The following is a 21,294-nucleotide window of genomic DNA, read 5'->3' on the forward strand; positions in this document are numbered from 1 at the left end:
CCCTCCCTCCCCCCCCCCCCCCCCCCCCCCCCCCCCCCCCCCCCCCCCCCCCCCTCGCCCCCCCCCCCCCCCCCCCCCCCCCGCGGCTCAGCCGGCGTTGATGCCGGCGCCGGCCTCGTCGATCGCGCCGTCGACCCGCTGGGCCAGGTCCACGTCCAGCGCCGACACCCCGTCGACCTGCTGGGTCCGGACGGTGATCACCGCGCTGTCCTGGTCCGGGCGGCCGATCTGCGGTGCGCGCCCGGTCTCCACCCGGAGCTGGTCGAGCCGGTCGAGCACCCGGTCCAGGTTCCCGGCGGGCAACTCGATCGTGCGCACCAGCGACTGCCGGTCACTGGACCAGTACGGCAGCCCGGCCAGCGCGTCGCGCAACTCCTGTTCGGTCAGCGGCGCGGTGGCAGACGTCGGGCCCACCAGGCCGCCGCCCGGTTCCGGCGGGGCGAGCAGGTCCCGCAACCCGTCCGGTACGCGCAGCGACTCCACCAGGTCACCGTCCGCGTCGGCCAACGCGGCGAGCGTCGCCTCGGCCTGGTACCGCGCCTGCTCCGGGGTGAGGCGGCTGCGCCGGCCCACCTCGGCCAGGAAGCCGGGCAGGTCCCGGCGGCGCTCGATGCCGTCCACCGGTACCACGTCGTGCAGCTTCACCGGCACCGCCTCGAGCAGCCGTTCGCGCTCGGCCTCGTCGAGCGCCCAGGCCAGCGCGAGCACGGTCGCCTCCGCCGCGACCTTCGCGGTGGAGAAGTCGACCCCGGACCGGCGGCTGACGTCGTCGACCAGATCGCGGTAGCCCAGCGTGGCCACCCGTCCGCGGCTCCCGTCGGGCACCGGGCGCGGCCGTTCCGGCACCCCCGCCGGGGGTGGCGCGGGACCGCCGCGCGTGGTGTCCGGCTTGTGCCGGCCGGCCGGTGCCGGGCCGGACCGTTCCCGCTGGTCCAGCGAGGTGACCTGCTTGGACGCGCTCAGGCTGGCGCCGGTCTCGCTCGGCCGACGGCCGCGTTCCCGGGCCTCGCGGGCCAGCGTCCGGCGGCGCTGGTTGTCGCCCTCCATCTGCTTGCGCATCGTCCCACCTCGTTCCTCGTCGGGTTGCGCCTTGCGCCGGTCGCGTTCCCGGCGCTCCGGGGAAGGAAACGGTGCCGCCGGCGGGCGACGAGCTTCATTCGCTGGGGGTGAGGGGCGCTCACCCGGCGGCGCTCCACTATCGGAGTGGACCCGGAGACTTCCGATGCACGCGGAAGGGAAGGTCGTCATGAAGAGGATCGTCGAGATCGTCCCCGCTCGCCCCGGCTGGTACGCGCGGTGGCAGGTCGAACCCGAGACCACCCGTTCCTACGCCGTGACGCTGTGGGCGCTGGTCGAGGAGGCCGACGGCACCGGCCGCGAGGTGGTCGGCGTCGACTGTGTGGGGCAGTGGCCCGGAGCGGACGACAACGAGGCGGGTGGGCAGTTCGTCCGGTATCTCTTCCAGACGCCCGATTCCGGCGCCCCTGAGGACGCTGAACCGCCGACGGTGGGGGAGCTGCGGGACTTCGGACCGCGGCTGCAACCGGTGCCCGCCGCCTGAGCCACCCCTCCCCGGCCCCCGGCCCCTGGTCCCAGGGTCGGGGGCCACCCCCTGCCCGGAGACCGGGAAACGCCTCAACCGACGTCGCGGGACTCGTCGGTCACGGCGCGCGGCGGCAGGGCGAGCAACTCGCCCAGCCCGGTGCGGTCGAGCAGTTGCCGGACCTGCGCGTTCATCCCGCTGAGCTGGACCGCACCGGCGCCCGCGCGGTGGATCACCACCAGCGCACTCAGCCCGGAGGAGTCGCACAGAGCCACCCCGCCGAAGTCGAGCAGCAGCTCCTGGTAGCCGTCCCGGCGCAGCTCAGCGGCCGTCTCAATGAGGTCGGGGGCGGTGTCGAAGTCCACCTCGCCGGTCAGCCGAAGCCGGGCGCGCCCGGCTTCGAGCCGGTCCACCTCGATGGTCAACAGCTGGGAGGGCATGGGTACATGTTCCCAGTCGCGGGCGATCGGGAAACCCCGGGGTGGTCAGGCGGAGGCGAAACCGCCCGCGACGGGCCGTTCGGCGCCGACGTAGGGCTGCGGTCGGGCCAGCAGACCGGTCACGCCGGTCATGTCCAGGATCGTGGCCAGGAAGCGCGGGGTGTCCCGCAGTGCGATCGCCGTGCCGCCCTGCTGCCCCTCCCGCCAGGCGTGCACGATCACCGACAGGCCGGTGCTGTCGATGAACAGCAGGTCGGCGAAGTCCAGGACGAGCGTCCCGGGGCCTTCGGCGAGCAGCCGGTCCACCTCGCTACGCAGCGGCGTGGCCGTGGTGAAGGCCAGGTCACCGCTGATCCTGATGACCGGTGCCGAGAGCTCGGAGCGGTCCACGGAGATGCTCAGCGGGGTTGCCTCGGACCTTCTCCGTTGGGGTACCACCATCACGCCTTTCCGCGGGCTGCCGGGTCGGGCAGGGGACGTGCGGATCGTAACAACCCCCGGACCGACCCGCTCGGTGCCGCCGGGAGGCTCCGCAGGCCGGGCGGGTGGCGGTCCCGGCATACCGGCGTAGGGTGGGGCGAAGGGATTTGACCACACGCGCCGTTTCCGGTGGGCCGAGGGTATCGACAAGGAGTGGGGCTTAGCTGGTGACTGCTGCCGACGTCAGGGATTCCGACCCGGGCGACGGACGGATCTCCACGCCGAGTACCGCACGGGCTCCGGCGTGGTCCGCCGCCGCTTCGACGCCGGCCGTCCTGCCGCCCCTGGCGCCGGACCGCGGTCTCGCCAACCCCGAATGGTCCGAGGTGGTGGAACATTTCCGCGAGGGCCTGATCGTCTGCGACGTCGACGGCGTGGTGCGGCACCTCAGCCCGGTGGCCGAGCGGCTGCTCCCCGAGGTGGCGCCCGGCGAGGTGCTCGCCGTCGCCGGCGTCGACGCCCTCCTCGGCGCGGAACCGGCCGAGTTCACCCACCACGAGCGGCGGCTGCGGGTGCGGCAGGTGCCGCTGTCGGCGGGCCGCCGCTGCTGGTACGTCGAGGACGTCACGGAGAGCGTCAGCCGCGCCGACGCGCTGCTCGCCGAGCGGGCCCGGTCGGCGTTCCTGGCCGTGGTCGGGGAGAAGCTCGGCAACCCGCTGCACCCCGACCGGGCCGCCGCCGCGGTGGTCCGGCTCGCCGTACCCACCCTGGCCGACGTGGCCGTGCTGGTGCTGGCCCCCCGCTCCGGCCGGGCCCGCTGGTGGCGGGCCGCCCGCGCCGACGACGAGGCGCCCACGGTGGACAGTGGCATGCTCGCCGCCCCGGCCCTGCCCGGCGCGATCGAGGAGGGCCTCGCCGGCAGCGAGCCGCACGCCCTGGACTGGCTGGTCGAGCAGGCCGTCGAGGCCGGCTGGCTGCCCGGCCTGGCGGCGGCCGAGGCGACCGCCCGGGTGGTGCCGCTACCCGGCCGGGACGCCCCGGCCGGCGTGCTGCTGGTCGCCCGCCGCTCCTCCCGCTGGTACGACGAGGCGGACCTCGACCTGGTCCGGGCCTTCGCGGCCCGGGGCGGCGCGGCGCTGACCACCGCGATGCTCTACCGCGACCAGGCCGAGGTCGCCGACACCCTCCAGGCCAGCCTGCTGCCGGTCGAGCCGGCGGCAGCCACCGGCGTGCAGTGGGGCACGGCGTACCGGCCGGCGCAGGCGGGGCTGCGGATCGGTGGCGACTTCTACGGCTCACACCGGCTCGCCGACGGCGGCTCGGTCTTCTTTCTCGGCGACGTGTCCGGCAAGGGCGTGGAGGCGGCCGTCTTCACCGGCCAGCTCCGCCAGTGCCTGCACGCGCTGCACCGGGTCGAGTCGCAGCCCGGGCGGTTGCTCAAGCTGCTCAACGACGCCCTGCTGGAGACCACCCAGGCGCACGGGCAGGGCCGGTTCGCCACCATGGTGCTCGGCGTGGTCCGCCCGCACCGCGACGGCAGCCTCACCCTGACCATGGCCGGCGGTGGGCACCTTCCGCCGCTGGTGCTGCGCGAGTCCGGCGAGGTCGAGGTGGTGCCGCTGAGCGGCATGCTGATCGGCGTCGTGCCGGATCCCCGGATCGGCGAGGTCACCGTACGGCTGGCGCCCGGCGAGACCTGCCTGCTCTACAGCGACGGGGTGACCGAGGCCCGGGGCGGCCGGCGCGGCGTCGAGCAGTTCGGCGCCGACCGCCTGCTCAACGTGGTCAGCGGCTGCCACCGGATGCCGGCCGCGGCCCTGGCCGAGCGGGTCGAGCAGGTGACCTGTGACTGGCTGGCCCACGGCGACCACGACGACATCGCCGTGCTCGCGCTGCGGGCTGCCGGCGCGGGCGTCCGGCCGGCCCGCCACCTGCACGCGGTGCCGGCGCCGGCTCGCGCCGACCATGATGCGAGAGGAGCCCGCGCGTGACCGCGACGACCACGGAGGCCGACCCGGCCGCCGCGTACCCGGGCTACCTGGAGTGCCTGGCGGAGGCCGACGAGTACGCCGCCGTCGAGGTCGCCACCGGGCTGCTGGAGGCCGGCGTGCCGGCCGAGCGGGTACTGCTCGACCTGGTCGCCCCGGCTCAGGCCGAGGTGGGAGAGCGGTGGGCGCGCAACGAGTGGAGCGTGGCCCAGGAGCACGCGGCCACGCACATCAGCGAGCGGGTGGTGGCGGCGGTCGCCGCGTACGTCAATCCTCGCCCGACCCGCGGGCGCATCGTGGTCGCCTGCATGGACGGCGAGTGGCACGCGCTGCCGGCGCGCCTGGTGGCCGAGGTGCTGCGGCTGCGCGGCTGGCAGGTGATCTTCCTCGGGGCCAGCGTCCCCGCCGCCCACCTGGTGTCCTACCTGCACCGGTACGACGCGCACGCGGTCGCGCTGGCCTGCGCTCTACCGATGCGGCTGCCGTACGCGCACCGGATGATCGAAGCGTGCCGCCGGTCCGACGTGCCGGTCGTGGTCGGCGGGCGCGGCTTCGGCGACGCCGGCCGGTGGGCCGAGGTGCTCGGGGTGCCGTGGGCGCCGGACGCGCCGGACGCGGCCGAGCTCGTCGCCGACGAGCGGGCGCTGCGGACGGTGCCGCCGGCCAAGCTGGACCACCTCGCCGACGACGAGTACACCAGCCTGGCCAAGCGGCGGGGCGAGTTGATCGACAGCGCGCTGGCCGACCTGCGCGAGCGGGTGCCGTCGGTGCGGGACTACACCCCGGCGCAGCTCGACTCGACGATCAGCGACCTCGGCTACATCGTGGACTTCCTGGCAGCCGCGCTCTACGTCGACGACGAGACGCTGTTCACCGAGTTCGTCGGCTGGCTGGTGGCCATCCTGAGCAGCCGGCACGTGCCGGCGAGCGCGGTCAGGCTGACCCTCGACCACTATGGACAGCAGCTGCGCGACTTCCCCCGCGCCGCGCGGTTCCTGGACCGGGCCCGGGCGCTGGTCGGCACGCCGCCGGACGCGCCGGGCCACTGAACGCCTCGTTCCGACGCCGACGGGTAACCCGCGTATACTTGCTGAACTGCAAGCGTCTCTGCTTGCGTCGGGAGCGAGAGGGGCCGCGGTGACGTTCACCCTCACGTATGCCGACTGGAATGGGGGCGACGCCTGCCTCCGGCTCGCCGGCGAGCTCGACATGAGCACCGCTCCGGAGCTCAACGACGCCGTCGACCGGCTGGCCGCGGAGGGCCGGCGGCGGTTCCTGATCGACCTCACCGATCTGACCTTCTGCGACTCCACCGGCATCGCAGCCTTCGTCCGAGGGGACAACCGGGTCGCCGCCGACGGTGGCTGGCTCCGGGTCACCGGGGCGACCGGCCGGGTGGCCCGGGTGCTCCAGGTCACCGGCCTCGCCGACGTCCTGCGATACGACGCGGACACGCCCAACCCGGCCTCGCCGTCCGCCCTCTGATCGGCTAGATTTCCCCGCCAGCGGCTGATCGTTCCCTCCTTCCCTCCGCCCTCCCCGACCCGAAGCAGGTATCCCATGGGCCCCCGCACGCCGAGCCCCGTTCGCATCCTCGTGGTGGACGACGACCCGGGTGACGTTCTCATGATCGAGGAGGCCCTCGAGGACTCCGACGTCGAGAAGGTCATCGACGTGGTCAACGACGGTCAGGAGGCGATGGAGTTCCTCCGGCGGGAGGGCCGGCACACCGAGGCCAAGCGTCCCGACGTCATCCTGCTCGACCTGAACATGCCGCGGATGGACGGGCGTCAGGTGCTCGGCGAGGTCAAGCAGGACGAAGACCTGCGAACCATCCCGATCGTCGTGCTGACCACCTCCAACGCCGACACCGACATCGTCGGCAGCTACACGCTGCAGGCCAACGCGTACGTGACGAAGCCGATCGACCTCGATGACTTCAACGACGTGGTGCACCGCATCGACGAGTTCTTCGGCCGCGTGGTGGTGCTCCCCAAGCACCCCTGAGCGGGAGGCGCCGGAAGTCCGAGCCCTCGGATACTGAACATTTTGTGGGAACCGCCGCGGTCGCGGCCGGCACCACCCAGGATCGGCAGGTGGGGAAGTAACACCAGCTGCCTGGGGGGCGACAGTATGAGGTTCTCCGTCGTTGAGACCGGCTACGACCAGCGGCAGGTGGATTCCTGCCTGGACGAGCTGGGAATCCGGTTGGTCCGGCTCGCGGCGCGGGCGGAGAGCGCCGCCGGTGCCGGCCGTGAGTTCGACCAGATCCGGCAGGAGGCGACCCACCTCTGCGACTTCCTGCGCCGCCGGACCGCGCCGGCCGAGGGCGACGTGGCCGCCGTCCTGGCCGGGGCGACGGTCGTCGAGCGGGAGGCCGCCGAGTTGCTGGCCCAGGCCCGCAGCGAGCTGGAGGCCGCCCGGGAGGAGGCCCGCCAGGTGCGCGAGCAGGCGTACGCCGAGGCGGTCCGGGCCCGCCGCGACTTCGAGGCGGCGCTGCTGGCCCGCCGCCGGCGCGAGGCGCGGGTGGAGGAGATCCTGGCCGGGGGGCGCGCGGAGGCCGTTCCGGCGGACACCCCGACGGCCGCCGCCGGGGTGCCGGCGACCCGGGTCGCGGCGGGTGCGGGCGGCGACCCCGGGCCGGGGCCGGCCGAACGCAGCGCCGCCTGAGTTCCGGCTCAGACGAGCGCCGCCACCACCGTGGTCGCCCGGTCCTCGTGCTGCGCGTACGCGTCGGGGTAGGCGGAGACCTGCACGGCCTGGGCGGCCCCGGTGATGCTCATGTCCGCCCAGCCGGGCACCTCGTTCAACGCGGAGAAGAAGGCCCGGGCCGCGTACGCCGGGTTCATGATCTGGGCCACGGTGCCCCAGCCGCTGCTGGGCCGCTGCTGGAAGAGGCCGATCGAGTCGTGGTCGGAGCCGCTGCCCTGGTGCGGGTAGTCGAAGGACTCCGGCAGCACGTCGCTGGCCAGGTTGTAGAGGTTGCTCTCCTGCATGGCGGTCGCGATGGCCACGACGAGGGCCCGGCGCGGCATCTTCATGGCCCGCCCGACGTCGACGATCACCTTGGCGTTGTCCATCTGGCGCTGGTCCAGGCCGGCGACGGGGCGGGGGTGCGCCGGCCGGACCGGTTTCTTCTTCGCGGCCTTCTTCGTGGGCGCCGGGCTCGGGGTGGCAGCCGGGATCGGGGTGACCGGCACGGTGACCGGGGGCGCGGAGCGCTGGTAGTCCCGGGAGGCCCGGTCGATCGCGGCGTCGGCCGCCCGGTCGGCCATCATCTCGCGGACGGGCTCGTGGCGCTGGCCGGGCTGCTCCGCCCAGGCGAACCCGATGAGCCCGAGACAGCAGGTCACGCCGGTGGCGACCACGATCCGGCCCGGGCTGGAGGCGAGCACCCGGCGGCGGGGTGGCTCGAGGGCCCGGTGACGGCCGATCCTCCTTTCGGCTGATGCGGGGTCGATCGTACGGCGAGCGGGGCGCTTCTCGGTCGGCTGCTGCTCGGGGGAGTCGTCGGGATGCACCCGCCGAGGCTAGAAAGCGTTCGGGTTCTTGCCATCGGGGTAGTTGGTGGCATGCGCCACAATTTGCCATGATCCGCACCGGCATTACGCTCGGTGAATCATGAAACCGGCGCTCCTTGCCTTTCGCATTTATCGGAAATAAAAGAAAGGCCCGGTCGAACCGGGCGGATGATCACCTTAGCGGCGCGTCGGTCACGCCTCCTCCGTTCGGCCCATGCGTACCCCCGCCACCTGGGACAGCCTCCCTGCCGCTCGGTTGATGTCCCCACCTCCGCGAAGAGGGCGGCAGGGTGGATCGGGTGTGCCGGGATCATGGCCGCCGCGCCGGGCGGGGCTCGATACGATACGGACGGTGACGGGGCAGATGGTCGACGAACGGGCCGCCGGCGAGCCGAGCGGTCGCCCGGACCGGCGGGGACTGCTGATCGCCGGCCTGGCCGTGCTGCTCGCCGTGCTCATCGCCGGACATCGGGCGGTGCCCAACGTGCACGGCCTCGGCAGCCTGCTGGACAGCGCCACCCCGCTGCTCGGTCTGGGCGTACCCCCGCTCGTGCTCGCGGCCCTGCTGCGCCGGTCCCGGCGGGCGCTGCTCGCCGTGGCGCTCCCCGCGGTGGCCTGGCTGGCGCTCTACGGCGGCGCCTGGCTGCCCCCGGCGGCCGGCGCCGAACCCGCCTCCGTCCGCGTCGCCAGCCAGAACCTCCGCTCCGGGAACCCCGACCCGGCCGCCACCGCCGACGCGGTCGCCGGCGCGGGGGCGGATCTGATCGGTCTCCAGGAGGTCGACGACGACGCCCGGGTCGGGACGGCGCTGGACCGGCGCTACCCGCACCGGGCCGCGGTGTCGACCGTGGCGCTGTGGAGCCGGTGGCCGATCCAGGAGTCGCACGGCGTGGACACCGGCCTCGGCTGGGACCGGGCGCTGCGGGCGGTGGTGGCCGCGCCCGGAGGGGACCTGGTCGTGTACGTGGTCCACCTCGGTTCCGCCCGGGCCGGGCACACCGCCACCCGGGACGAGACCCTCGCCGCCCTCGCCGCGACCGTACGGGCCGATCCGGCGCCCCGGCTGGTGGTGCTGGGCGACCTCAACACCGCCAGCACCGACCGGGTCTTCGTCCCGCTCACCCGGCTGCTGCGCGACGCGCAGGCCGACGCCGGGCAGGGGTTCGGCTTCACCTGGCCGGCGGAACTCCCGGTGACCCGCCCGGACCACGTGCTCTACCGTGGGCTCACCCCCACCGCGGCCGGGGTGCTGCACACCCCGGACAGCGACCACCGGGCGGTGACCGCCGGGTTCCGTTGGTGAACGGTCAGTGCCGCCCGTTCTCCGCCGGCGTCACGGTCAGCCGGTGCCGACTGCTGTCGTCGCTGGAGAACGGCCAGAGCCGATCGGCGTACGCGACCAGGTCGGCCAGTTGCTTCCGGGTCAGCCCCGCCGACGAGATCTCCGCGTGCACGTCGGCCCGGTAGCGGCCGTCGTCGTCACGCCCGAGCTTCGCCTCCGCGGTGACCTCGACGGTGTGCGCCTCGTCGGTGATCTCACCGGCCGCCTCCACCGCCGCGTGGTGCAGGCAGGAGGCGAACGCGGCGGCCAGCAACTGCTCGGGCGTCAGGCCGGTGCAGTGCGGCGCCAGCGGGGACGCCAGGGCGGAGGAGAGCCCGCCGTCGTCGGTGCGTACGTGGCCGCCCGCAGCGGTCGCCGTGGCCGTCTCGGGCAGCCAGGAACTCGGATCCGGCATCGCGTTCCTCCCGTCACTCACCCGCCCGGCTACCCGGCCGCCGCCCGGCGAAACCGCCCCTGAGCAGGCCGGAGGTGTCGGGCGGAGGTCAGGAAAGCGTCCACTCCGGGGTCGGCACGGCCATCGCCTCGGTCGCCTCGGACGCCGCCCGGTCGGTCCACGGCGACACCGGCGCGGTCCGCTGGCGGGGCATCGTCGCCAGCATCGGCACGTACACCCGGGCGTCCACCACCTCGGCGAGCAGCAGCGCCGCCATCAGGCTGGTTGGTCGGGCGGCCGGGTCGTCGGCGAGGCACCGCCGGCACAGGTCGGCGATCTCGGGCGGCAGCCCCTCGATCTCGGGCAGCGGCTCCGGCGGCTGGCGGCGCCGCGCGCCCAGCAGCTGGGTGGTGCTGCCGGCGGCGTACGGGAGGCGGCCGGTCAGGCTGTAGTAGAGCAGCACGCCGAGGGCGTACATGTCGGCGGCGGGGGTGGCCGGCTGCCGGTCCAGCTGCTCCGGCGCGAGGTACGCGGGGGTCCCCACCACCATGCCGTCCGGTGTGTGGTCGACCGCCCCGGGCGAGGTGGCGATGCCGAAGTCGAGCACCTTCACCCCGGCCGGGGTGAGGATCACGTTCGCCGGCTTCACGTCCCGGTGCACGATGCCGTGCGCGTGCGCCGCGGCCAGTGCGGCGCTCACCTCGGCGCAGACCCGGACCGCGATCCGCCAGTCCAGCGCGCCTGCGCGCAGGTGCGCCGCGAGCGTCTCCCCCTCGGCCAGCTCCATCACGATGTACGGCAGCTCGTGGCCGTCCGCCGCGGTGGCGGTGCCGAAGTCGTGCACACTGGCCACGTTTGGGTGCACCAGCCGGGCTGCGGAGCGCGCCTCGTCCCGGATCCGCTCCGCCGACGTGTCCTCGCCATCCAGGCCGGAGGAGATCAGCTTCACCGCGACGGTCCGGTCCAGCACCAGGTCGTGGGCCCGCCAGACCTCCGACATGCCGCCGATGCCCACGCGCTGTTCGAGCTCGTACCGCCCGCCCAGCGTCCTCATCGACCACTCCTCATCCTCGTTCCGGCTGCTCTGGGTCGCGGTACCCGGGCGTTGAGCAGGGCAAACCGCCGGGGGTTTCCCGGCCGGCGGAGGCGGCGCGGGGTAGCTTGTGGTGACGTTCGGTGCCGGCGACGGGACGGAGGGTGCGGAGTGGCTCAGGTGCGCGTACGGTTCGTCGGCGGACCCGCCCACGACCTGGTCCGGGAGCTGCCGGCCGAGCCGGGCGGCGAGCCGCCGCACCGCTGGATCATGCGCCACCCCCAGGGGGCGGCGGCCCCGGGCGGCGGCGAGGCCGACCATCTCTACGAACGCGACCGGCGCGACGGCTACGGCACCTGGACCATGCGGTACGTGCGTACCGAGCCGTTCGGCGCCACCGAGTGAACCGGCTCAGGCCGCCCGGATGGTGTCGAGGATGACCGAGACGACCAGGTCCGGGTCGTCGTGCATGGGCACGTGCCCGCAGCCGGTGAGATCGAGGTGCCGGGCCGCCGGCAGCCGCGTCCGGGCCAGCGCGGCCTGCCGGTAGGGCAGGATCCGGTCCCGGGTGCCCCAGGCCACGGTCACCGGCACGGTGGGCGCGCCGGCGAACGCATACCCCCGGCCCGCGCGGGCCACCGCGCGGAAGGCGCGCGCCCCGCGCAGCGCCCGGGCGTCGGCCAGCGCCGCGTCCAGGGCCATCCGGTTCGGCCGGGCCAGGATCATGCCCATGGCGAGGGCACGCAGCGCCGGTGAGCCGAACAGCGATCGCAGCACCGGATCGGGTAGCCGGGCGGCGGAGCGGTGCAGCGCCAGCACGGTCAGCGCCCAGCGCAGCTCTCGGGGCGTGCAGAACCCGGCGGGGGAGAGCGCGGTGGCCGAGGCGACCGCCCCGGCGGCGGCCAGTTCCAGGGCGATCGCCCCGCCGAGGCTGTTGCCGGCCACGTGCGGACGGTCGAGGCCGAGTGCGGCGAAGAACTCGATCATGCCGGCCACCAGCCCGGCCATGTTCTTCGGCAGGCCGGCGATGGGCACCGGGGAGCGGCCGAACCCGGGCAGGTCCACCGCGATCACGTCGTGCGCCTCGGCCAGCCGGTCCAGCACCGGCAGCCAGGCGCCCCAGTGGTGGCCGATGCCGTGCAGCAGCACCAGCGGCGACCCGGAGCCGCGCCGTTCGAAGACCACCTCCACCGGGGCGCTCACCGCCGCACCTCCGGCGGGGTGCTCACCCCGAACCCGCGGCCCAGCGCCCGGGACTGCTCCTCGACCAGCGGCACCATCGTCCGCGCGGTACGCCCGATCAGCCGGTCGGCGACCGGGCTGACCAGCAGCGACCGCACCGCCTGCACGGCGCCGACGGCGCGCGGCACGTACACCCTGCGCCGCCGGCGCTCGATCGCCCGGACGAACGCGGTGGCGCACTCCTGCACGGACGTGGTCCGCCGCATCGGCCAGGGCAGCCGGCCCAGCGCCGCCTCGAACGCCGGCAGGTCGGCGCGCGCCTCGCGGACCAGGTCGGTGTCGACCCAGGACGGGTGGGCCGTGCCCACCGCTACCCCGCGGTGCGCCAACTCCAGCCGGATCGCGGTGCCGAAGTGCTCCACGCCGGCCTTCGACGCGCAGTACGCCGCCATCCCGGGCAGTGCCGCGAACGCGGCGGCGGAGGAGACGATCAGCAGGTAGCCCCGGCGGGCGGTGAGTGCCGGCACGGTCGCCGCCGCCGTGCGCATCACCCCGACCAGGTTCACCTCGACCGTGCGGACCAGCGCCTCGACGTCACCGACGGCGATCGTGCCCCGGTTGGCCACCCCGGCGTTCGCTACCACCGCGTCGATGCCACCCAGTGCCGCGACCGTGCCCTCGACGGCCGCGTCCAGGGCGGCCTGGTCGGTGACGTCGGCGGAGAACCAGACGTGGCCGGGGCCCAGCTCGGCGGCGAGCGCGGCCAGCCGGTCGCCCTCCAGGCCGACCAGGGCCAGCTTCGCGCCCCGGGCGGCGGCGAGCCGGGCGGTGTGCTCGCCGATGCCACGCGCCGCCCCGGTCACCAGCACCACCTTGCCGGCCAGCCGGCCGGGCGGACGACCGTCGATGGACATGCCGGCAAGTTACCACCGGGTAGCCGGCTGCGGAAGGGTCGTCGGGCGCGTCCGGGCCCAGGCCCGCACGCCCTGCCCGGCCAGCCATTCCGGGCCGTCCGCGCCGCGCGCCAACCCGGCCACCGCCAGCATCGCGGCCCGCGCCGCATCCGGGGCGGCGACCGTCACCGCCGCCCACGGCGAGGCCGGTGCCCCACCGGTACGCGGATCGCGTACCCCGCCGCCGTCCGGGCGCAGCACGTCGGCGGTGACCAGCGCGCCGCCGGTCAGCGTCGGTGGGCCCTGCGCCACCCGCCAACCACCGACCGGCGCCGGGCCGGCCACCGCGAGCCGGGACCCCACCGCCACCAGCACCCCGGTCCCGTGCCGGGCCGCCACCTGCTCCGCGCAGCGCTGCACCAGATACGCGGTGGCCGTCGCGCCCAGGTCCAGCCAGCGCGGGGGCGGCACCGCCAGCCGGTCGCCGCGCAACGACACCGCCCGCCAGTCCGCGGCGCGATCGATCCGCCCCCAGCCGGAGCCGCAGCTCGGCACCGGTCCCACCGTCCGGCGCAGCCGCGCCGCGCCGACCGTCGGGTCCACCGCCCCGCCGCTCGCCCCGGCCGCCCCGAGCGCCACCGACACCAGCTCACGCAGCAGCGGCCCGACCGGGACCGGCCGGCCGGCGGCCCGGTGCGCCCGGGCCAGCTCCAGGTCGACGGCGCGCAGCCCGGCCAGCCGGCGGGCCACCGCACGCCGGGCCGCGGGCAGCGCGGTACGGTCGGACACCGCCACCCGTACCGGCCGGTCCCGCCACCACCAGCGGACCTCGAAGGTCCCGTCCACGCTCATGACGGCAGCGTGCCCGGCCCGGCTGGAGGTGAGGTGGGCCGTACCTGTGGTCCGGCTGTGTGGTCCGCGGTCCGGGCGCGGCGGCCCCGGCCGGCGTTCGCGGGCCCGGCCGCGGTCGAACCCGGCCGGCCGCGCGCGGCGCGCCCGTAATCGCCCCGTCGGCCCGCACAGCTGGTACACAGGATCGGGACAGGCCCGGCACAGCGGGGCCGCCCACGATGGGGGCATGGTCATGGAAGGGCGGGCCGCGCAGGGCCGGATCGAGCTGCGCCGACCGGACGGTGAGCCGGTACGGGTGCTGGTGGTGGACGACGAGCCGACGCTCACCGACCTGCTCTCGATGGCGCTGCGCTACGAGGGCTGGCAGGTCTCCACCGCCGGCAACGGGATGGCCGCGATCAGCACCGCCCGGCAGTTCAAGCCGGACGCCGTCGTGCTCGACGTGATGCTGCCCGACCTCGACGGCTTCCAGGTGCTGCGCCGGCTGCGCGAGGAGAGTCCCACCGTGCCGGTGCTCTTCCTGACCGCGCGGGACGCCGTGGAGGAGCGGATCGCCGGGCTCACCGTCGGCGGCGACGACTACGTCACCAAGCCGTTCAGCCTGGAGGAGGTCATCGCCCGGCTGCGCGCCCTGCTGCGCCGCTCCGGGTTCGCGGTCGCCACCCGCGAGGACGCCGTGCTCACCGTCGGCGACCTGAGCCTCGACGAGGACAGCCACGAGGTACGCCGCGGCGGCGACCTGATCACCCTCACCGCCACCGAGTTCGAGCTGCTGCGCTACCTGATGCGCAACCCGCGCCGGGTGCTGAGCAAGGCGCAGATCCTCGACCGGGTCTGGAACTACGACTTCGGCGGCCAGGCCAACGTCGTCGAGCTGTACATCTCGTACCTGCGCAAGAAGATCGACGCGGGCCGCGAGCCGATGATCCACACGCTGCGGGGCGCCGGCTATGTCCTCAGACCGGCGGAGTGACCTCGCGGGGCGGCTGCGTCGCCGGCTCGGCGGCTGGTCGCTGCGCCGCCGGCTGGTGCTCTCCGTGGTGGGCCTGCTCGCCCTGGTCAGCATCGGCATCGGCGGGCTGACCACGGTCGCCCTGCGGCACTTCCTGATCGGCCAGGTCGACAACCAGCTCACCGCCGGTGACCGCCGGCGCGAGGAGGTGCCGCCCTTCTTCCGGGATCAGTCCTCCTTTCCCCGCTCCGGCGACGACGAGTCACACGCCCTGGAACCGCCGCCCGGCTTTCCGCCCGACTCGGTGGCGGTCAAGATGATCGACGGCCAGGTCTTCTCGAGCACGATCCGGACCACCGCCGGCACCGTCGAGCCGCTGCAGTCCGGCGAGATCGCTCCGCTCACCCGGCAGCCCACCGACGGGCAGCCCCGGACCGTCGAGCTGGGCGACCACGGTGAGTACCGGGCCGTCGCGCGCCAGGTCAGCGACGGTGACGTCCTGATCTTCGCCTACCCGCTCTCCTCGGTACAGGAGACGGTGATGTGGATGGTGGTCGCGCAGGCCGGGGTGATCACCGCCGGGCTGATCATCGCCGGCAGTCTCGGCCTGCTGATCGTCCGGGCCACGCTGCGCCCGCTGAACCGGGTCGCGGCCACCGCGGCGCGGGTCACCGAGCTGCCGCTGGACCGGGGCGAGGTGGCGCTGTCGGTCCGGGTGCCCGCGTCCGACACCGACCCGCGTACCGAGGTGGGACAGGTGGGCGGCGCGCTCAACCGGATGCTCGGGCATGTCGCCGCCGCGCTCGCCGCCCGGCAGGCCAGCGAGACGCGGGTACGCCAGTTCGTCGCCGACGCCAGCCACGAGCTGCGTACGCCCCTGGCGGCGATCCGCGGCTACGCCGAGGTGGCCCGGCGCGGCCGGGACGAGGTGCCGCCGGACGTCGCGCATGCGCTGCGCCGGGTCGAGTCGGAGAGCACCCGGATGACCAGCCTCGTCGACGACCTGCTGCTGCTCGCCCGGCTCGACTCCGGCCGGCCCCTCGCCACCGAGCCGGTCGACCTCACCGCGCTGGTGGTGAACGCGGTCAGCGACGCCCACGTGGCCGGCCCCGAGCACCGCTGGCAGCTCGACCTGCCCGACGAGCCGGTCACCGTCACCGGCGACGCCCACCGGCTGCACCAGGTGGTGGCGAACCTGCTCGCCAACGCGCGGGTGCACACCCCGCCCGGCACCACCGTCACCACTCGGCTCGCCCCCGTCCCCGACGGCGTCGAGGTCAGCGTGGCCGACGACGGCCCGGGCATCCCCGCCGACCTCCAGCCGGAGGTCTTCGAGCGCTTCGCCCGCGGGGACAGCTCGCGCTCCCGCGCCCACGGCAGCACCGGCCTCGGCCTGGCCATCGTGGCCGCGGTGGTGGAGGCGCACCACGGCCGGGTCGAGGTGACCAGCCGCCCCGGCCGGACCGTTTTCACGGTACGGCTGCCGGGATCCACAGCCGACGCATAGGTCGTTCATGGGGGTGCGCCAGCGGGCTGCCCGAGGCTTGCCGGCATGGACAGAACAGAGAGCCTGCTGACCGCGCCCACGGCCGGGTCGCCCGCAACCGACCCGGCCCCCGTGCCCGCCCCGGAACCGGTTCGGACGGAGACGGCCCGCCCGCCCGCCGAACCGCCACGCCGTGACCCGCGCTGGGCGAGACCGGCCCTGGCCGGCCTGCTGCTGGCCACCGCACTGCTCTACCTGTGGGGCCTGGGCGCCTCGGGCTGGGGCAACGCGTTCTACTCCGCGGCGGTGCAGGCCGGCTCGGAGAGCTGGAAGGCGTTCTTCTACGGCTCCTCCGACGCGGCCAACTCGATCACCGTCGACAAGACCCCCGCCTCGCTCTGGCTGATGGCGCTCTCCGTCCGGGTGTTCGGGCTGAGCAGCTGGTCGATCCTGGTCCCGCAGGCGCTGCTCGGCGTCGCCTCGGTCGGCGTCCTGTACGCGGCCGTCCGCCGCTGGTACGGCCCGACCGCCGGCCTGGTCGCCGGTGCGGTGCTTGCGGTCACCCCGGTGGCCACCCTGATGTTCCGGTTCAACAACCCCGACGCCCTGCTGGTCTTCCTGCTGGTCACGGCCGCGTACGCGACGGTGCGCGCGGTGGAGACGGCCAGCACCCGGTGGATCATGCTGACCGGCGCGCTGGTCGGCCTGGGCTTCCTCACCAAGATGCTCCAGGCGTTCCTGGTGATCCCGGTCTTCGCCGGGGTCTACCTGCTGGCCGCGCCGACCGGCTTCTGGCGGCGGATCCGGCAGCTGCTGCTCTCCGGGCTGGCCGTGGTCGTCGCCGCCGGCTGGTGGGTGGCGATCGTGGAACTCGTGCCGGCGAGCGCCCGCCCGTACATCGGCGGCTCGCAGCACAACAGCATCCTGGAACTCACCCTCGGCTACAACGGCCTGGGCCGGATCACCGGCGACGAGGAGGGCAGCGTCGGCGGCGCCGGCCGGATGGGCGGCGGTGGCGGGGGACCGTTCTCCGGCCAGTCCGGCCTGCTGCGGATGTTCGACAGCGAGGTCGGCGGGCAGATCTCCTGGCTGCTGCCGGCCGCGTTGATCCTGCTGGTGGCCGGGCTGGTGCTGGCCGGCCGGGCGGCGCGGACCGACCGGACCCGGGCCGGGCTGCTGCTCTGGGGCGGCTGGCTGGTGGTCACCGGGCTGATCTTCAGCTTCATGTCCGGCATCTTCCACCCGTACTACACGGTGGCACTGGCCCCCGCGATCGGCGCGCTGGTGGGCATCGGCGGGACCATGCTGTGGCGGGCCCGCTCCGCCCCGCAGCCCCGTCCCACCGCCGCCGGCTACGCCCCGGCCGTCGCGTCCGGCCCGATTGCGCCGGTGGGCGCCACGTCCGGCCCGGTGCCGCCGCCGGCCGCGTCTCCCGTTCCCCCGGCCGGCGGTCCGGCGGGGAACCGGCGGCGCGCCCTCGCCGCCACCGCCACGCTCGCGGTCACCCTGGCGGTCACCGCCTGGTGGTCGTGGCACCTGCTCGGCCGCAGCGCCGACTGGCACCCGTGGCTGCGGGCCGCCGTGCTGGTGGTCGGCCTGGCCGCCGCAGCGCTGCTGCTGCTGCTCGCCGACCGGCTGCCCCGCCGGATCGCCCCGGTGGTGCTGGCGCTCGGCGCCGCGGCCGCCCTCGCCGGCCCGGTCGCCTACTCGCTGCAGACGGCGTCGACCCCGCACACCGGCTCGATCCCCAGCGCCGGACCGTTCGCCCAGGGCGCCTTCGGCCCCGGCTTCCCCGGCGGCTTCCCCGGCGGCGGCTTCCCGGGCGGCCGGGACGGTGGCAACGGCCAGTTCCCCGGCCGCAACGGCGCCGGTCAGAACGGCGGCACCGGTCAGAACGGCCAGTTCCCGGGCTTCCCGGGCGGCGCGACCGGCCAGTTCCCCGGCTTCCCGGGTGGCCAGAACGGCACCGGCCAGAACGGCACCGGCACGGGTCAGAACGGCGGCACGGGCCAGAACGGCGGGACGGCCCAGAACGGGCAGTTCCCCGGCTTCCCCGGCGGCGGCCAGTTCCCGGGCGGCGGGAGCCGGTCGGAGGGCGGCGGCATGGGCGGACTGCTCGACGCCCGCGAGCCGAGCGCGGAGATGACGGCGCTGCTGGCGGCGGACGCCGACGACTACACCTGGATCGCCGCGACCATCGGGTCGAACAACGCCTCCGGCTACCAGCTCGCCACCCGTGAGCCGGTGATGCCGATCGGCGGCTTCAACGGCAGCGACCCGTCGCCGACGCTCGCCCAGTTCCAGCAGTACGTCGCCGCTGGGAAGATCCACTACTTCATCGGTGGCGGCGGGTTCCGGGCCAACGGCGGCAGCAGCGCGTCCCAGGAGATCGCCAGCTGGGTCGCGGAGCATTTCACCGCGAAGACCGTGGACGGCGTCACCGTGTACGACCTGAGCAGCGGAAAGCAGGGCTGACCATGACGAGCACGAGCGAACCCCGGGCGGCGGTACGGGCCCGGCCGGTGACGCCCGCGGCGGTGCTGGACGTGGTGGTCCCGGTCCACAACGAGGAGACCGACCTGGGACCCTGCGTACGGCGGCTGCACGCGCACCTGACCGAGCACTTCCCGTACCCGTTCCGGATCACGGTGGCGGACAACGCCAGTGTGGACGGCACGCTCGCGGCGGCCGAGGCGCTGGCCGCGGAGCTGCCCGAGGTGGGCGTGCTGCACCTGGACGCCAAGGGTCGGGGCCGCGCGCTGCGAGCGGCCTGGTCCGCCTCCCCGGCGCCGGTGCTGGCGTACATGGACGTGGACCTCTCCACCGACCTGGCGGCGCTGCTGCCGCTGGTGGCACCGCTCATCTCCGGCCACTCCGACCTGGCCATCGGCACCCGGCTGGCGCGGACCAGCCGGGTGGTCCGGGGCGCCAAGCGGGAGGTGATCTCCCGGGGCTACAACCTGCTGCTGCGCGGCACCCTCGCGGTGCGGTTCTCCGACGCGCAGTGCGGGTTCAAGGCGATCCGCGCCGACGTGGCGGCCGGGTTGCTGCCGCTGGTCCAGGACACCGGCTGGTTCTTCGACACCGAGCTGCTGGTCCTCGCCCAGCGGGCCGGGCTGCGGATCCACGAGGTGCCGGTGGACTGGGTGGACGACCCGGACAGCCGGGTGGACATCGTGGCCACCGCCCTGGCCGACCTGCGCGGCATCGGGCGGCTGGGCCGGGGACTGCTGACCGGGGCGCTGCCCCTGGCGGAGCTGCGCCAGCAGGTCGGCCGGGCGCCCCTGACCCCGCCACCGGCCCAGGTCCCGGTGGGGCTGCCGCGGCAGCTCGTCCGGTTCGCCGCGGTCGGCGTGGCCAGCACGCTCGCGTACCTGGTGCTGTTCGTGCTGGCCCGGGGACCGCTCGGGGCGCAGGCGGCGAACCTGCTGGCGCTGCTGGTCACGGCGGTGGCCAACACCGCCGCCAACCGGCGGCTCACCTTCGGCGTCACCGGGCGCCGGCACGCCGGCCGGCACCACCTCCAGGGGCTGCTCGCGTTCGCCCTCGGCCTGGCCCTGACCAGCGGATCACTGGCGGTGCTGCACTCCGCCGCGGGAACGCCCCCGCGCGTGGTGGAGCTGACCGTCCTGGTCGCCGCCAACCTGGCGGCCACCGCGCTCCGCTTCGTCCTGCTCCGCCTCGCCATGCACCACCGCCGGCCCTGACCACCCCCCCCGTCGATCATGAAGTTGTCGTCGTGACACGCCGGTGTGCGCGACGACAACTTCATGATCACCGGCGGTTGGTGGGAGGGTGGGGGGATGTACCGGGAGCGGAGGGCGGCCGGGATCGCGGGGGCGGTGGTGTGGGAGAGCATCGCCGCCGGTGCGGGGCCGACGCGCGTGCTGCCGGACGGCTGCCTCGATCTGCTCTGGTCCAGCCGGGCCGGGTTGCTGATCGCCGGTCCGGACCGCACCGCCCACCTGTCGCTCAGCGAGCCGGGGGAGCGCTGGGTCGGGCTGCGACTCCCGCCGGGCGTCGGACCGGCGGTCTTCGGGGTGCCCGCCCACGAGCTGCGCGACCGGCGGCTACCCCTGGCCGACCTGTGGGGCCGAACGACCGACGAGCTGGCCGACCGGATCGACGCCCCCGGCCGGCCGGTCGCCGCGCTGCTGGAGACGGTCGCGCTGGCGCGGTTGCGGGCGGCCGGCGGACCGGACCCGCTCGGCGGCCACGTCGCCGCCCGGCTGGCGGCGGGCGCGAGCGTCGCCGCCACCGCCGCCGAGGTCGGCCTCGGCGCCCGCGCCCTGCACCGGCGCAGCCAGCTCCTGTTCGGGTACGGCCCGAAGACCCTCGCCCGGATCCTGCGGATGCGCCGGGCCCTCGACCTCGCCCGCGCCGGCACCCCGCTCGCCGAGGCCGCCGCGATCGCCGGGTACGCCGACCAGGCCCACCTGACCCGCGACGTGACCGAGCTGGCCGGCGTCCCCCCGACCCGCCTGCTGCCCCGGCAGCGCCGGTGACCGGCTCCCGGAGATCTCGGCCGGGGAGCCCGGTCAGTCGGTCTTGAGCGGGGCGAACAGATCGACGCCGTTGCCGTCCGGGTCGTGCACCACCGCGTACCGCTGCCCCCAGAAGGCGTCCCAGGGCGGCAGGTGACCGTGGTGGCCGGCGCCGGTCAGTTCGGCGTACCAGCGGTCGACCTCGGCGGGGTCGGCGCAGCGGAAGGCCAGGCTCACCCGGGGACTGCCGGTGGCCGGCGTGTAGCCGGGGTCGAAGGTGCGGACCATGTCGACCGCGTCCCAGGCCAGCCGGACGCCGTTGGCCAGGGTGATCTCCACGTGCGGTTCGGACTCGGCGCCGGGCGGGATCGCCAGCCCCAGGCGGCGGTAGAAGTCGAGCGTGCGGGCCATGTCGGTGACGGCCATGCCGATCACGTCGAAGTGCGGTGTCATGCCCGCGACGGTAGGGGCCGTCGGGGCCATCGGTCTTGAACGGAACGGACGGGTGGGAGTGGCCGGTGTGGGCTCCACGACCGGTCGCGGCGGCGTACGGTGAGGGACAAGTCCGGCTTAGAGGGCAAAAGCCCGCATATACGCCTGGACTCCGACAACGGGCGAGGGAAGGGAGCAGCCGTGACGCACCTGGCCTACCTGGACGCGGGATCCGGCAGCCTCATCGTGCAGGCGGTGGTCGGTGGGGTGGCCGGAGCCGCGGTCGCCGCCAAGGTCTACTGGCGCCGCCTGGTCGCCCGCTTCCGTCGCCAGCCCACCGACCAGGGCTGACC

General features: G+C 75.1%; 24 protein-coding genes. 14 read left to right on the plus strand and 10 right to left on the minus strand.

Annotated features, from left to right (window positions below; genetic code table 11):
* Positions 1–87: 87 nt before the first annotated feature.
* Positions 88–1,059 (minus strand): DUF2267 domain-containing protein, encoded by a 972-nt coding sequence (locus ACZ6S5_RS31925; RefSeq protein WP_466005954.1) that lies wholly within the window; start codon positions 1,057–1,059, stop codon positions 88–90.
* A gap of 187 nt (positions 1,060–1,246) precedes the next feature.
* Here ACZ6S5_RS31925 and ACZ6S5_RS31930 point away from each other — a divergent pair, with 187 nt between their 5' ends.
* On the plus strand, positions 1,247–1,561 hold the full coding sequence (locus tag ACZ6S5_RS31930) for a hypothetical protein (RefSeq protein WP_466005955.1): 315 nt from the start codon (positions 1,247–1,249) through the stop codon (positions 1,559–1,561).
* Between the two features lie 74 nt (positions 1,562–1,635).
* On the opposite strand, the gene ACZ6S5_RS31935 is transcribed toward ACZ6S5_RS31930, so the two are convergent.
* Both ACZ6S5_RS31935 and ACZ6S5_RS31940 read right to left on the minus strand, forming a co-directional pair.
* A complete protein-coding gene (locus ACZ6S5_RS31935) occupies positions 1,636–1,983 on the minus strand; it encodes an STAS domain-containing protein (protein WP_466005956.1) in 348 nt (115 codons plus the stop codon).
* Between the two features lie 45 nt (positions 1,984–2,028).
* A complete protein-coding gene (locus ACZ6S5_RS31940) occupies positions 2,029–2,373 on the minus strand; it encodes an STAS domain-containing protein (RefSeq protein WP_466005957.1) in 345 nt (114 codons plus the stop codon).
* A 257-nt stretch (positions 2,374–2,630) separates the two neighbouring features.
* On the opposite strand from ACZ6S5_RS31940, the gene ACZ6S5_RS31945 reads away from it, so the two are divergent.
* The 5 genes from ACZ6S5_RS31945 to ACZ6S5_RS31965 all read left to right on the plus strand — a co-directional run bounded on the left by ACZ6S5_RS31945 (position 2,631) and on the right by ACZ6S5_RS31965 (position 7,061).
* The gene (locus tag ACZ6S5_RS31945) at positions 2,631–4,394 is read left to right on the plus strand and encodes a PP2C family protein-serine/threonine phosphatase (protein ID WP_466005958.1); all 1,764 of its coding nucleotides are present in this window, start codon (positions 2,631–2,633) and stop codon (positions 4,392–4,394) included.
* Positions 4,391–5,440 carry a cobalamin B12-binding domain-containing protein gene (locus tag ACZ6S5_RS31950; protein ID WP_466005959.1) on the plus strand — a complete coding sequence of 350 codons (1,050 nt, stop codon included), beginning with the start codon at positions 4,391–4,393 and terminating at the stop codon, positions 5,438–5,440. The genes ACZ6S5_RS31945 and ACZ6S5_RS31950 overlap by 4 nt, the downstream gene beginning before the upstream one ends.
* Positions 5,441–5,528: 88 nt before the next feature.
* Positions 5,529–5,876, plus strand: coding sequence for an STAS domain-containing protein (locus ACZ6S5_RS31955; RefSeq protein WP_466005960.1), 348 nt, complete (start codon positions 5,529–5,531; stop codon positions 5,874–5,876).
* Between the two features lie 75 nt (positions 5,877–5,951).
* Positions 5,952–6,398, plus strand: coding sequence for a response regulator (locus tag ACZ6S5_RS31960; protein WP_466005962.1), 447 nt, complete (start codon positions 5,952–5,954; stop codon positions 6,396–6,398).
* Positions 6,399–6,524: 126 nt separating this feature from the next.
* Positions 6,525–7,061 carry an ATPase gene (locus ACZ6S5_RS31965; protein WP_466005963.1) on the plus strand — a complete coding sequence of 179 codons (537 nt, stop codon included), beginning with the start codon at positions 6,525–6,527 and terminating at the stop codon, positions 7,059–7,061.
* 8 nt (positions 7,062–7,069) lie between these two features.
* On the opposite strand, the gene ACZ6S5_RS31970 is transcribed toward ACZ6S5_RS31965, so the two are convergent.
* A complete protein-coding gene (locus tag ACZ6S5_RS31970) occupies positions 7,070–7,912 on the minus strand; it encodes a hypothetical protein (protein ID WP_466005964.1) in 843 nt (280 codons plus the stop codon).
* A gap of 352 nt (positions 7,913–8,264) precedes the next feature.
* Between ACZ6S5_RS31970 and ACZ6S5_RS31975 the strand changes: the two genes are divergently transcribed.
* The gene (locus ACZ6S5_RS31975) at positions 8,265–9,215 is read left to right on the plus strand and encodes an endonuclease/exonuclease/phosphatase family protein (RefSeq protein ID WP_466005965.1); all 951 of its coding nucleotides are present in this window, start codon (positions 8,265–8,267) and stop codon (positions 9,213–9,215) included.
* Positions 9,216–9,219: 4 nt separating this feature from the next.
* Here the strand turns inward: ACZ6S5_RS31975 and ACZ6S5_RS31980 are convergent, their stop codons facing one another.
* Both ACZ6S5_RS31980 and ACZ6S5_RS31985 read right to left on the minus strand, forming a co-directional pair.
* On the minus strand, positions 9,220–9,648 hold the full coding sequence (locus tag ACZ6S5_RS31980) for an OsmC family protein (protein WP_466005967.1): 429 nt from the start codon (positions 9,646–9,648) through the stop codon (positions 9,220–9,222).
* Between the two features lie 88 nt (positions 9,649–9,736).
* Positions 9,737–10,681, minus strand: coding sequence for a serine/threonine-protein kinase (locus ACZ6S5_RS31985; RefSeq protein WP_466005968.1), 945 nt, complete (start codon positions 10,679–10,681; stop codon positions 9,737–9,739).
* Between the two features lie 159 nt (positions 10,682–10,840).
* Here ACZ6S5_RS31985 and ACZ6S5_RS31990 point away from each other — a divergent pair, with 159 nt between their 5' ends.
* Positions 10,841–11,065 (plus strand): hypothetical protein, encoded by a 225-nt coding sequence (locus ACZ6S5_RS31990; RefSeq protein ID WP_466005969.1) that lies wholly within the window; start codon positions 10,841–10,843, stop codon positions 11,063–11,065.
* Between the two features lie 6 nt (positions 11,066–11,071).
* Here the strand turns inward: ACZ6S5_RS31990 and ACZ6S5_RS31995 are convergent, their stop codons facing one another.
* From ACZ6S5_RS31995 to ACZ6S5_RS32005, 3 genes are read right to left on the minus strand one after another with little or no spacing between them, the layout of a single operon-like run.
* Positions 11,072–11,863, minus strand: a complete 792-nt coding sequence (locus ACZ6S5_RS31995) for an alpha/beta fold hydrolase (protein WP_466005970.1) — start codon at positions 11,861–11,863, stop codon at positions 11,072–11,074.
* Positions 11,860–12,756 carry an SDR family oxidoreductase gene (locus tag ACZ6S5_RS32000; protein WP_466005971.1) on the minus strand — a complete coding sequence of 299 codons (897 nt, stop codon included), beginning with the start codon at positions 12,754–12,756 and terminating at the stop codon, positions 11,860–11,862. The genes ACZ6S5_RS31995 and ACZ6S5_RS32000 overlap by 4 nt, the downstream gene beginning before the upstream one ends.
* A gap of 9 nt (positions 12,757–12,765) precedes the next feature.
* Positions 12,766–13,587, minus strand: a complete 822-nt coding sequence (locus ACZ6S5_RS32005) for an FAD:protein FMN transferase (RefSeq protein WP_466005972.1) — start codon at positions 13,585–13,587, stop codon at positions 12,766–12,768.
* 232 nt (positions 13,588–13,819) lie between these two features.
* On the opposite strand from ACZ6S5_RS32005, the gene ACZ6S5_RS32010 reads away from it, so the two are divergent.
* The 5 genes from ACZ6S5_RS32010 to ACZ6S5_RS32030 all read left to right on the plus strand — a co-directional run bounded on the left by ACZ6S5_RS32010 (position 13,820) and on the right by ACZ6S5_RS32030 (position 20,530).
* The gene (locus tag ACZ6S5_RS32010; protein ID WP_466005990.1) at positions 13,820–14,560 is read left to right on the plus strand and encodes a response regulator transcription factor; all 741 of its coding nucleotides are present in this window, start codon (positions 13,820–13,822) and stop codon (positions 14,558–14,560) included.
* A complete protein-coding gene (locus ACZ6S5_RS32015; RefSeq protein ID WP_466005973.1) occupies positions 14,538–16,046 on the plus strand; it encodes a sensor histidine kinase in 1,509 nt (502 codons plus the stop codon). The genes ACZ6S5_RS32010 and ACZ6S5_RS32015 overlap by 23 nt, the downstream gene beginning before the upstream one ends.
* Positions 16,047–16,091: 45 nt before the next feature.
* Positions 16,092–18,500: an ArnT family glycosyltransferase gene (locus ACZ6S5_RS32020; protein ID WP_466005975.1), complete on the plus strand. Its 2,409-nt coding sequence runs from the start codon at positions 16,092–16,094 to the stop codon at positions 18,498–18,500.
* A gap of 2 nt (positions 18,501–18,502) precedes the next feature.
* A complete protein-coding gene (locus ACZ6S5_RS32025; protein ID WP_466005976.1) occupies positions 18,503–19,732 on the plus strand; it encodes a bifunctional glycosyltransferase family 2/GtrA family protein in 1,230 nt (409 codons plus the stop codon).
* A 96-nt stretch (positions 19,733–19,828) separates the two neighbouring features.
* The gene (locus ACZ6S5_RS32030; protein WP_466005977.1) at positions 19,829–20,530 is read left to right on the plus strand and encodes a helix-turn-helix domain-containing protein; all 702 of its coding nucleotides are present in this window, start codon (positions 19,829–19,831) and stop codon (positions 20,528–20,530) included.
* Between the two features lie 33 nt (positions 20,531–20,563).
* Here ACZ6S5_RS32030 and ACZ6S5_RS32035 read toward each other — a convergent pair whose 3' ends face one another.
* On the minus strand, positions 20,564–20,962 hold the full coding sequence (locus ACZ6S5_RS32035; RefSeq protein WP_466005979.1) for a VOC family protein: 399 nt from the start codon (positions 20,960–20,962) through the stop codon (positions 20,564–20,566).
* A 180-nt stretch (positions 20,963–21,142) separates the two neighbouring features.
* On the opposite strand from ACZ6S5_RS32035, the gene ACZ6S5_RS32040 reads away from it, so the two are divergent.
* Positions 21,143–21,292, plus strand: coding sequence for a hypothetical protein (locus ACZ6S5_RS32040; RefSeq protein WP_466005980.1), 150 nt, complete (start codon positions 21,143–21,145; stop codon positions 21,290–21,292).
* Positions 21,293–21,294 lie beyond the last annotated feature (2 nt).

This window comes from Micromonospora sp. NPDC051924, assembly GCF_055586005.1.